Origin of the sequence: Microcoleus sp. PH2017_09_SFU_O_A, assembly GCF_020738625.1 — a bacterium.
Lineage (GTDB): Bacteria > Cyanobacteriota > Cyanobacteriia > Cyanobacteriales > Microcoleaceae > Microcoleus.
The window spans coordinates 1-10,994 of sequence record NZ_JAEQCF010000128.1 but is presented as its reverse complement, the minus strand read 5'-3'; the positions used below and the strand labels follow the sequence as shown (position 1 = coordinate 10,994).

General features: G+C 43.8%; 9 protein-coding genes. 5 read left to right on the top strand and 4 right to left on the bottom strand.

Going from position 1 to position 10,994, the window contains the following annotated elements:
• The 3 genes from JGK16_RS30755 to JGK16_RS30745 form a co-directional block, all read right to left on the bottom strand.
• A partial coding sequence (locus JGK16_RS30755) for a transposase (RefSeq protein ID WP_293193646.1) occupies positions 1 to 603 on the bottom strand: 603 nt, incomplete at its 3' end.
• A 766-nt stretch (positions 604 to 1,369) separates the two neighbouring features.
• Positions 1,370 to 1,888 carry an O-acetyl-ADP-ribose deacetylase gene (locus tag JGK16_RS30750; protein WP_293185667.1) on the bottom strand — a complete coding sequence of 173 codons (519 nt, stop codon included), beginning with the start codon at positions 1,886 to 1,888 and terminating at the stop codon, positions 1,370 to 1,372.
• Between the two features lie 50 nt (positions 1,889 to 1,938).
• Complete coding sequence (locus JGK16_RS30745; protein WP_293185665.1) at positions 1,939 to 2,706, bottom strand: 5-formyltetrahydrofolate cyclo-ligase; 768 nt, start codon at positions 2,704 to 2,706, stop codon at positions 1,939 to 1,941.
• 108 nt (positions 2,707 to 2,814) lie between these two features.
• Here JGK16_RS30745 and JGK16_RS30740 point away from each other — a divergent pair, with 108 nt between their 5' ends.
• The gene (locus JGK16_RS30740) at positions 2,815 to 5,538 is read left to right on the top strand and encodes an AAA-like domain-containing protein (RefSeq protein ID WP_293185663.1); all 2,724 of its coding nucleotides are present in this window, start codon (positions 2,815 to 2,817) and stop codon (positions 5,536 to 5,538) included.
• A 301-nt stretch (positions 5,539 to 5,839) separates the two neighbouring features.
• On the opposite strand, the gene JGK16_RS30735 is transcribed toward JGK16_RS30740, so the two are convergent.
• Complete coding sequence (locus JGK16_RS30735) at positions 5,840 to 6,304, bottom strand: COP23 domain-containing protein (RefSeq protein WP_293185661.1); 465 nt, start codon at positions 6,302 to 6,304, stop codon at positions 5,840 to 5,842.
• A 385-nt stretch (positions 6,305 to 6,689) separates the two neighbouring features.
• Between JGK16_RS30735 and JGK16_RS30730 the strand changes: the two genes are divergently transcribed.
• From JGK16_RS30730 to JGK16_RS30715, 4 genes are all read left to right on the top strand, one after another.
• Positions 6,690 to 7,187: an HNH endonuclease gene (locus JGK16_RS30730; RefSeq protein WP_293148535.1), complete on the top strand. Its 498-nt coding sequence runs from the start codon at positions 6,690 to 6,692 to the stop codon at positions 7,185 to 7,187.
• 235 nt (positions 7,188 to 7,422) lie between these two features.
• Positions 7,423 to 8,679, top strand: a complete 1,257-nt coding sequence (locus JGK16_RS30725; protein ID WP_293185659.1) for a bifunctional oligoribonuclease/PAP phosphatase NrnA — start codon at positions 7,423 to 7,425, stop codon at positions 8,677 to 8,679.
• Positions 8,680 to 10,343: 1,664 nt separating this feature from the next.
• Entirely contained in the window at positions 10,344 to 10,748 is a 405-nt protein-coding gene (locus tag JGK16_RS30720; RefSeq protein ID WP_293193644.1) for a DUF4347 domain-containing protein, read from the top strand.
• Positions 10,703 to 10,948: a DUF4347 domain-containing protein gene (locus tag JGK16_RS30715; RefSeq protein WP_293185655.1), complete on the top strand. Its 246-nt coding sequence runs from the start codon at positions 10,703 to 10,705 to the stop codon at positions 10,946 to 10,948. Before JGK16_RS30720 ends, JGK16_RS30715 begins: the two co-directional genes overlap by 46 nt.
• The last annotated feature ends 46 nt before the right edge of the window (positions 10,949 to 10,994 follow it).

The following is a 10,994-nucleotide window of genomic DNA, read 5'->3' as shown; positions in this document are numbered from 1 at the left end:
ACCTGGAATCGAAGTCAACAGCTCGCGCTGCTGTTTTAAATGCGGATGTTGGTCAAAATGATCGCTAATCATTTTTTTGATTTCGGCTTGTTGTTCTTTGATGTATTCCAAATGAGCTCTCGTAAGTTTAGCTACAGTTTCCGTAGCTGTTTCTAAACGATTCTCTTCCTGTTGATACATCTCGGTCAAAGATTCTAGTCGTCGCAGTAAAGCTTGTAAATCCTTAACTTCTGGAGGGGTCGGCTTCCAAAGTGATGGTTTAATTGCCGCACAAAAACGAGCAATTAATGCTGCATCTACAGAGTCGGTTTTGGTACGTAAAAGTTCGCTTTTAGCAAACCCTTTAATCCGAGCCGGATTAACCACACTCACCTGGTAGCCTGCTTCATACAGAAATTCAGCTAGGGCATCTCCGTAAATGCTCGTGGCTTCCATGCAGGCATGAAGTTCTTCAACACCTTGTTTTTTGAGCCACTTATTCAAGCTCTCAAATCCTTCGGTATTATTAGTGAAGTTTTTGGGTTTTGAGCCACGCTCTTCTTTCAGCAAATAGACATGAAAGTCTTTTTTACTGATATCTATGCCTAAAAATGTTGGTGTCATGTTTGCTCCCGATTTACTCCGATCTATGAAAGAACCTGACAGGCATTTAACTAACCTTGTGAATGCAGGCTGTCCCGTGAAAACGAGCGCCTAAGATACTGTCCAGTTTTTTTATGTGCGCCTGTCATCAGTAATGGGAGCTTATCTACGCAACAGACTTGTGATAGTCACTCGGGGCGGGCCAACTTCACCAATTTCTGATGTCCGATCACAACACTTTTTACTGTCACGTGTACCTATAGGCAAGAAACTTTAATGGTTTCTTTATATTTACTCGTGTTACGATTCAATTACAACCGTGTCTGCGGTTTGATTACAACCGTGTCTGCGGTTCTATAGCCTGCGGTCTACGGTTTGATCGCCTGACTCTTTTAAGATACAAGGGGCGGGTTCACCAACAATAATTGCCTAAAACCGACAATCTCATAAACCCGCCCCCACCTAACGAAAAATCACAATCTACATCTTTTTAGATTAAAACAGCCCATGAACGATATTTTTTTGATAACTTCCGATAATTGGCTAGATTGGATAACCGTGTTTGGTTATCTAGGCCTTACTGCTTTCATTATCTGGCGCATTTTGGCTACAAATTAGATATATTATGAAATAATATCAATTCCGTTTGTATCGGAATGATATCAACGGAGAAGACGGAGGAGACGGCTTGGCCTTTGTCCCTACAATTCATCACGTAGGGACACGGCAATGCCGTCTCCTCTATATGATAAGGAGTTTTAACTTGTAGGGTGCATCAGACGAAGTTTTAGAGAGGTTTTTTAGGGTTGTATTTAGATATAATCCTTTCGTAGATTTCATAATTCTCTTGATCGAAACAGCAAAAAATTACTTTTTGAGAACCACCATTATTTTGTATATATTCCCAGCATACCTTCACTGCAATCTCACTTGCTAGAGCTTTAGGAAAGCTGTAAATGCCGGTGCTAATGCAAGGAAATGCCAAACTCTCAAACTGTTGTTCTGCGGCAATTTGCATACACTTACGGTAACACTCGGCTAAGAGTTCTGGTTCTCCATCATTACCCTTCCGCCATACTGGCCCTACTGCGTGGATGACGAAGCGTGCAGGCAATTTATATCCCTTAGTTAGTTTAGCATCTCCAGTCTTACATCCTCCCAGCAATCGGCATTCGTCATACAGTTCCGATCCTGCTGCTCTGTGTATTGCTCCATCTACTCCACCACCACCAAGTAAACTGGTATTTGCAGCATTCACGATCGCATCAACTTCGAGTTTTGTGATGTCGCCCAAAATAACTTTCATATTTTCTGCAATAGTAAACTGTAGACAAGTTTAGCAAAGAAACTCGTTATCTAGTTTTCTTCTCTTAATTTTCGCAAAATCGGAATTTGTGCCAACTGTTCCGATCGCAAACTATCCCAGTTTAACCCAGTTGGACGCGGATAACTCGTATTAGTCTCAATTACCTCCTGGGCAGTCACAATCCAATTCAGCGCCCAATCGTGAGGCTGCATCGGCAAACGCGAATCTTCTACAATTTGCAAAGGATGCACTGTAGTCACAATCGGCGTATCGATTTCTACTAACCCGAATTCTGTCAACATCGCCAATTCTAAATCAGCAAATCCTGCACCTTTGCCGGTTCTTCCCCCGTTGCGCGCCACCGCTACGCAGCCGACTATTGCTAAATCGATCGGCTCCATTTCTTCAAAGCTTACCAATTTTCCGCAACTGAGGGCTTTACGGGCGATCCTCTTCGAGGGCTTCGCTAACGCACTTTCGGCTAGTGGCATATTGTGCTTGTGCAAATCTTCTGCCGTTAACTCGACAAAACAGCGATCGTCTGTCAAGCGCGGTACTGCCATATACAAGCGTTTTCCGTCTTGCAAAGCCCGCATCCGCACCGGAATTTGTGGCGAATCTGGATTGCACTTAATCGTTTTTGCCTGTTGCCAAATTGGTAAACTCGCCAATTTTTCAGCCGCCAACTCGGCGCCGACAAAATTGGGAATATGACCAAACGGATCGCCAACAGATGCGGCTTGATCTTTCAGCAAAGACCAAATTTCAGTTCTTAACTTGTCTTTGTCGCGGTGATATCCAATCCAATCTGTTTTCATGCTATATTATGGTACAATATATCATCCAAAATTTTACTTGAATTCTTCAGTCTCGCGTTGCGCGGACTTTGTTTGTGTAGTAGCGGTTTTAACCGCCGAATGAATTATATGAATTTTACCGCAAAACCCAGTTACTATCAAGTCGGCGGCAGTCTCACCAATAACGCTCCGAATTATGTGAAGCGCCAAGCAGATGACGACTTTTATAACGGATTGAAGGCGGGGGAATTTTGCTATGTTTTGAATTCGCGCCAAATGGGCAAATCTAGCTTGCAGGTGCGGACAATTCAGCGGCTGAGAAATGAGGGAATTGCTTGTGCTGCGATCGACATTTCGGAAATTGGCAACCGCGGCGTGACTCCCGAACAGTGGTATGCTGGGTTGCTACGCATTCTCGAAAATAACTTTAATCTGTCGGATATTGTCAACGTGCGGACTTGGTGGCGCGATCGCAATTTTTTAACTCCGGTGCAAAGATTGAGCGAATTCATCGAAACCGTGCTGTTAGCCAATATTTCCACCAATATTGTCATTTTTATCGACGAAATCGACAGCATTCTCGCCCTGGATTTTCCCGCCGATGATTTCCTAGCCCTAATTCGATCGTGCTATAACAAGCGCGCCAATAACTCAGAGTTCGATCGCCTAACCTGGGCACTCTTGGGCGTAGCATCGCCGACGGATTTGTGCCGCGACAAGAATCTTGCCAGCAACACGCCTTTTAATATCGGTAGGGCGATCGAATTAACTGGTTTTGATGAAACAGAAGCTCAACCGCTAGCAGCCGGGTTGGCAGAGCTGACAGATCGCTCTGCTGAAGTGTTGAGAGAGGTTTTGTATTGGACGGGCGGGCAACCGTTTTTGAGTCAAAAGCTGTGCAAACTTTTATTTGAAAATGCACCCCCCCCAGCCCCCCCTTGTCAAGGGGGGGAGCAAGATCGCATTCAAAATCCGCGAGAGTGGGTTGAGAAAGTAGTGCGCTTGAAGATTGTGGAGAATTGGGAATCTCAGGATGTTCCCGAACATTTGTCCACAATTCGCGATCGGCTTTTTCGAGAAAACCAGCGGATTGTCAGAAGACTCGGATTGTATCAGCAAATTTTACAGCAAATTGAAATCGTCCCCGATGGTAGTGCGGAACAAATGGAATTGCGATTAAGCGGATTAATCGTCAAGCGCCGGGAAAAATTAACTATTTCTAATCCTATTTATCAAGCTGTCTTTAACAAAGACTTAATCGCCAAAAACTTAGAAAAACTCTTACCTTACTCGGAAGCTATCAAAGTCTGGCTGAATTCTAACTCTCAAGATGACTCCCAACTGTTGCGCGGCGAAGATTTGCAATCAGCATTAGTTTGGGCGGCAGACAAAAGTTTGAGAAACGAAGACTTTCAATTTTTGACAGCCAGCCAAAAACTGATTTTGAGCGACCAAAATCAACTGCTGCTGGCAGCTAAACTAGAAACCCAAAAAGCGACGCGCGATGCCGAAACAGCTTTGAGTGAAGCTGGCGCAGCCAAGCAAAAAGCCCAACAGTGGATCGGCATCGGTTCAGCGGTACTGGCCGGATCGTTGATTGGGGCGATCGGCTTTTCAACTCTCGCTTACCAGCGGTTTAAACTAGCACAAGCAAGTATTGAAATCGAACAAAATGGCAGCGATGCTTTACTGTTGGCAGTATCTCAAAAAAACGAGAGCAGCGAAGCTTTATCGGAAGCTTTGCTAAGGGCGATCGCCTCTGGTAAAAAATTAAGAACCTTAGTTGAAAACAAACAACATCTCGAACAATATCCGGCAACTAGACCGCTGTTAGCCTTACAAGTTATTCTCGACGAAATTAGCAAAAAACAGCAGATTAAAGCACCATCACTTCCACCAAGAAAGATGAATTGGCAAGCTCATACAGGTGCTGTTACCAGCATCTGTTTCAGCCCTGACGGTAAAATTTTGGCAACCGCAGGAATAGACGATAGAGTAAGAATTTGGAACTTTTACGGGCAGAAAATTGCTGAATGGAAAGCTTTACAGCAGTCAGTGAATATGGTAAGCTTTAGCCCAGATGGTAAATTTTTAGCAACTGCCGGAAGCGATAGCACAGTTAAGTTCTGGAATTTGTCAGGAAAAAATATTTCTCAGTTGAAAGGAATTGAAGGCTCTGTTAACAGTATTAGTTTTAGTCCGAAAGAAAAGTTATTTGCGGCAGCAGGAATCGATAGCAGTTCGGCAATTTGGAACTTGTCAAAACCATCAAAATTAATCTCATCTAGCGTGAAGCTTCCCGGTCACAATGGTTTAGTGAGAAGCGTTAATTTTAGCCCCAGCGGCGATTTTTTGACGACTTTAGACGGCAAATCTACAGTGCGAGTTTGGGATTTGTCGGGACAACTGGAAAAAACGCTGCCGGTGCAGGCAATTGGGATTAGTTTCAGTCCAGATCGACAGCAGTATCGCTTTGCTACAGTAACATTAAATGGCAAAGTCGGACTGTGGAATCTGTCAGCCAAAGAATTAGTTAGTGAATTTGAAACCTTGCATTTAGATGCGAAATTAATTAGTTTTAGTCCCGACGGAGAAAGGCTGGCTACTGTGGGAATTGATAAGACTGTGCGGCTGTGGAATTTAGCGGGGCGCCCGGTTGCTCAATTTACGTTTGAGGAGAATGTTGTTAGTGTCGGTTGGAGTGGAGATGGGAAGCAAATTGCTGTAGCGGGAAGCAATGGTACTGTTTGGTTGAGGCAGGTTGAAGGGTTGGAAGAATTGCTGAAGCAAAGCTGCGATTTTCTCAGCAGCAAACCGGAGTATTTGAGAAGGGTTTCCACTATCTGCAAGTAGTAATAAAAGCATGGAAAATACGCACGCGGTAATGTCGTTTCCCTATCCATGGACTTTTTTGACCTGGGTTTGTAGGGAGCATCTCATTTTTGCAAAAAGCATTTTTTCTTTCAGTGCGAGCGGGGACAGCACTACAAATGCAAAACTGAGATGCTCCTGGTTTGTAGGGTGTGTTTGGTGCGTCGCTATGAGATTGTCACTCTTTTTTGGGGATAAGCAATGGCGACGCACCCTACAAATACTGTCAACTGTCAACTGTCAACTGTCAACTGTCAACTGTCAACTGTCAACTGTCAACAGTTTAATTTACCTTAACAGGCGAAACACTTACATTAGGATTTTTAACTCTTCTTAAAAGTTCTTGTCTGGCTTGTTCGGGATTTTGCCCTTTTGGGACTTGATATAATAATCTACAGGAACCGTCTTGAGGATTAGCTGCACAAATAATTAGTTGACCGCTGGAAGATGCACCTGCTGTGACAATATTGTCCCAGCTTCCTTGGGGTTGCGAGTTGTTGAGAATTCCCGAGACTCGGGTGCAGCGAGTAATGGCGTCTTCTCCTGATTCATTGAAATAGTTATCAGCTACCCATAGAATAACGGGAATATTTTTGCCTTGTTGGACAGCAATTGTGGCCGGGCGGCCACCAGCAGCGCCACAGAAAAATGACGGAGTTTGGGCAAAAGCCTGACTGTTTGCTAAAATCGGAGCTGCAAGGGCAATAATTGACACACTAAAAGCTGACTTTAAAAGCCGAAATTTCATGGGCGGTAATAAGCTTTTTCATTTATGGTTACTAATACTCTAAAAAGTTAGACTTCTGCTTGCCGGGAAGATTAGGCATTTAGGGAAAAAAATAAAATTTATTCTGTAAAGTTTTGCCGTTAGCGAAGCCCGCCCCCTACGGGGGCTACGCCAACGGAGACGATCGCCCATACTGCCATTATTCAGACCAAAACCCACGGAAAATCCCTGGCTGACAAACGTTGTGGCACAAAATAGGTGCAGCCGCAGGGGATCAGGCGCGAAGGTATAGGGTAAAGGTAAGGTTTTTAGCCGTTTTTTGTTGAGCCTTGCCCTTCCTGAGTCCGCCCCCCTAAACTGAAACCTGTGTTAGCATCAATAAAAATCTTCTCTTTAATAATCAACAATGGGCAATGTTCTGGTGCTGAATGCCTCCTACGAACCGCTCAACATCACCAATTGGCGAAGAGCGGTAGTTTTGTTGCTGAAAGGAAAAGCAGAACAGGTAGAACATAACGGGAAATTTATTGCGCCAAACTTCCCGCTACCAACTGTGATTCGACTGCGGCATTACGTCCGAGTTCCCTATAAGGATATTCCGCTTACCCGCCGGAACATCTTGCACCGGGACGCCCACTCTTGTCAATACTGTGGCTATACCGGGGACGATTTGACCCTGGATCACGTGATTCCTCGATCGCGCGGGGGAGGCGAAAGTTGGGAAAACCTCGCTACGGCGTGCGTGCGCTGCAATGTCAATAAAGGCAGTCGCACCCCGAAAGAAGCGGGAATGCTGCTGCGCTATCCGCCCAGGAAACCTCACAGCGGTCTTTATTTTGAAGTGACTAGACACGTTAAGAGTGGTATGCACCAAGAATGGCAAAAATATGTAATCGGCCTTTGAAACCCCCTGTCGCAAGAAAGCGCGGGGGTTTTTTGCGGAAGTTTTGAGTTGTAGGCGTGGGGCCATGAGTGCGCCGGGCCAATAGTTTTGAGTTGAAAAGTTAAATAGTTAAAGACTCTTAACTCCGGTTTCTCTTCGGAAATATTCGGTTTGACAGCGCGGTATCTAGAAAGAAACCGGGTTAATTGCTTTTGGCGCGCAAATACTGAAAAAATTAGATTTTGAATTTTTAACAATGAAAGACCACCAGCCTACCAATTCAGATGAAGTATCTGACAACCACGAAGCTGAGGTTGTACCATCCGCGAGTACACCTGGGAAACGGCGCAGCAAAGCCGAAGTTGCTTCGGAAGACGATCGCGCCAGTCTCCGCGGAGAATTACCCGATCGCAAAGTTGAGCAATTGCGCCAAATGTTCGATCGGCACAGAGGCGATCGCCAGTTAATATTATTGCAAGATTTTCCCGACCCTGACGCACTTTCGAGCGCTTGGGCTTACAAATTAATCGCCGAACAGTACGATATTCAATGCGAGATTATCTACGCCGGTGCCCTCAGCCACCAAGAAAATATTGCCTTAGTTAAATTGACCGGGTTACCGTTGCAGCGGTGGACGCTGGAAACGACAAAAACGAAGGATTTGTCGGCGTATCAGGGTTGCGTTTTCATCGACAACCAAGGCACGACTTGTAACTTAACTGAGTTTATTTTAGGGGCAGGAGTGCCGATCGCAGCAGTAATCGACCACCACAGTTTGCAGGGGGAAATGAACGCAGAATTTACCGATTTGCGTCCGGATATCCGCGCTACAGCCACGATTTTTACCGAGTATTTGCAGGCTGGAATGGTGGCTTTTGACGGTAGTGTCAGCCAGCACGTCAAGTGTGCTACGGCTTTGATGCACGGTTTGCGATCGGATACCAATGCCCTCAGACAAGCACAGGAGGAGGAATTCTTAGCTGCGGCTTATTTGAGCCGATTTTATGACCCGCAGTTGCTGAATGCGGTGTTACAGTCGTCTCGTTCTAAATGGGTGATGGATGCGATCGAGCGATCGCTCAAACACCGCATCGTCCAGAACAATTTCTCGATCGCGGGCATCGGCTACCTCCGCTATGACGATCGGGATTCCATTCCCCAAGCAGCGGACTTTTTAGTAACAGAAGAGAACGTACATACAGCCGTTGTCTACGCAATTGTGCACGACAAAGACGAAGAAATCGAAGTAGTAATCGGATCGCTGCGAACGAATAAACTGACTCTAGACCCCGACGAATTTATTAAAGAAGCCTTCGGTCAAGATGCTCAAGGACGCTTTTTTGGCGGTGGAAGAAGTCAAGCGGGCGGTTTTGAAATTCCGGTAGGATTTCTTTCGGGTGGAAATGAGAATAGCGATTATGCAAGGCACAAATGGGAAGTATTCGATTCTCAAATTAAGCAAAAATTAATGAGTTTAATTAGTCCTACCGATAATCCAGTTTACGATCGTTAAAGTTTGTATAGCCTTTCTCTCCAAGAGTAAGGTACGTTGTTGGGAAGAGAGCCCTCTTGTGGTGATGGTACACTCAACTTGCGGACGCACCAAAAACTCCAATAAAAGTCATACTTCGTCTTTTTGAGAAGGTACGTTGTTGGGAAGAGAGCCCTCTTTTGGTGATTGTATACTCAACTTGCCGACGCACCAAAAACTCCAATAAAAGTCATACTTCGTCTTTTTGAGAAGGTACGTTGTTGGGAAGAGAGCCCTCTTTTGGTGATGATATAGCCTTTCTCAAAAAGATGAGGTATAACTGACAACTTATATAACCACTAAACTCAGAGGGCTGAAGCCCAACAACATACCTCATCTTTGTGATAACCGCTATACACTCAACTTGCGGACGCACCAAAAACTCCAATAACAATCATACTTCGTCTTTTTGAGAAGGTACGTTGTTGGGAAGAGAGCCCTCTTGTGGTGATGGTACACTCAACTTGCGGACGCACCAAAAACTCCAATAACAATCATACTTCGTCTTTTTGAGAAAGATGAAGTATATCTAATCCTGGGTAATTGGTAATTGCTGTTGATAGTTCCTATAAACTTTCTGAGATTTGTGGAAGTAAAGACGATCTCCGGGCGTGTGTGCGATCGCAATCATATCGTCGTACCATAATTTGTGATACGCGATCTTTATGAGAACCGTTATAGGATAAGCCAGAAAAAAAGGGGGTTGCCATAGATTTTTGGCGGCCTCTCATATTTTGCCAGAGAAATTATCTCTTGGTTACTAAATTTAGCGTCAATATCGACTAAATGAATAAATAGTTATATACGATATATAGCCTTTCTCAAAAAGGTGGGGTATGACTGACAACTTATAGAACCGCTTAAACGTATAGGGCTCTCTTCCCAACAACGTCCGCGAATATGAGAGCTAGATCCGCTATAGGTTTTACTAACTTCCGCAGCCACGAAGGCAAAGACAGAATTTGGATCAAAAGTACGATCGCACAGGAGTCGATCGGCTTCTAGATGCAAATAAAGTGGAGTCATCACAGAAATACGTAGGGGAAAACACATAAGTATCCGTAGCAGAAGTAAGAAGAAACAGGCAAGAAGCAATAACCACTAACCAATAAAAACAAACGTTTCAGCAATTAATAAAGTTTTCAGCGTTTTGGCGATCGCTATAAGTATCGAACCATTATTGAAATTTGATGTAAGTAAATCTACTGCCGATAAATGGCTTACGAGTGAAAAAATAGATAAGCATAATGGCCAATGACTTAGCAAGGTAAATCTGACAAAATTGTATCAAAGACAACAATTTGATAATTAAATTAGTAAAAGTTTTAAATCCCATCAGGTTTTAGATAGCTTGCTAACTTAATTTCAAATAGTGCAAAAACCCAAAGGCTTGTAATAAACACATCCTGAAATTCTTGAGTCTTTTGTGGGTACTCTAAAAAATATCTTTGTGTTAAAGGGTAACTAACTTGCGGCAAAACCATTGCAGAATAATGGTTTTACGCAATAGTTGCTCTTTTTGTTTTTTAAATTGCATATATATTATCAATTGATGCAATTCAAAAGTATGTGGAATATACTGAAGGTTCTTACCAAAGAAAGGGGTAGGTTAAATATAAAAAACAATACATCCGCCATCAAAGACAATGAATATTCTTGAGACAAGCGATCAAAATAATGGTTCTAATTTTTCGGAAATTACTGTTGCTAGCTATGTAAATGCCATAAACTTAATTCCACAAGTAAAACCAAAAAAAGAACTACTATTTATAGATGGAAATGTAGATAATTATCAGAGTCTCGCCAGCGGAGCCAGACCGGGAACAGAAGTATTTATCTTAGATTCAGCGCGGGATGGAGTAGAACAAATTAGCGAAGTTTTAGCCAGCCGGAGTGATATTAAAAGCGTTCATATTGTTTCTCACGGGGGTTCTGGAAACTTGCAATTGGGTGCAACAAGACTCAACTCTGAGACACTAAATACCTATAGCGAACAGTTGCAACAGTGGGGAAACTCACTTACTTACTTACTACTAATGCCGATATTCTGATTTACGGCTGCGATGTGGCGGCTGGCGAATTAGGCGAAAACTTCGTAAACAAAATAGGCTATTTAACTGGTGCTGATATTGCAGCTTCAACAGATTTGACGGGCAGCGCACTACTGGGCGGCAACTGGAATTTAGAGAAATTAACAGGAGCTGACGGTGTTACGCTGCACAACCCTGGACAAACAGGGCATACGCGATAGCAATACTCTCACTATTGATAGAGAGAGCAAAGGAGCCGTCCCTCAA

What these genes read in the sequence shown, in the direction of transcription:
- JGK16_RS30720 (WP_293193644.1), top strand. Translation starts at nt 10,344, where the DNA reads ATGAATATTCTTGAGACAAGCGATCAAAATAATGGTTCTAATTTTTCG.
- JGK16_RS30735 (WP_293185661.1), bottom strand. Translation starts at nt 6,304, where the DNA reads ATGAAATTTCGGCTTTTAAAGTCAGCTTTTAGTGTGTCAATTATTGCC.
- JGK16_RS30725 (WP_293185659.1), top strand. Translation starts at nt 7,423, where the DNA reads ATGAAAGACCACCAGCCTACCAATTCAGATGAAGTATCTGACAACCAC.
- JGK16_RS30730 (WP_293148535.1), top strand. Translation starts at nt 6,690, where the DNA reads ATGGGCAATGTTCTGGTGCTGAATGCCTCCTACGAACCGCTCAACATC.
- JGK16_RS30745 (WP_293185665.1), bottom strand. Translation starts at nt 2,706, where the DNA reads ATGAAAACAGATTGGATTGGATATCACCGCGACAAAGACAAGTTAAGA.
- JGK16_RS30750 (WP_293185667.1), bottom strand. Translation starts at nt 1,888, where the DNA reads ATGAAAGTTATTTTGGGCGACATCACAAAACTCGAAGTTGATGCGATC.
- JGK16_RS30740 (WP_293185663.1), top strand. Translation starts at nt 2,815, where the DNA reads ATGAATTTTACCGCAAAACCCAGTTACTATCAAGTCGGCGGCAGTCTC.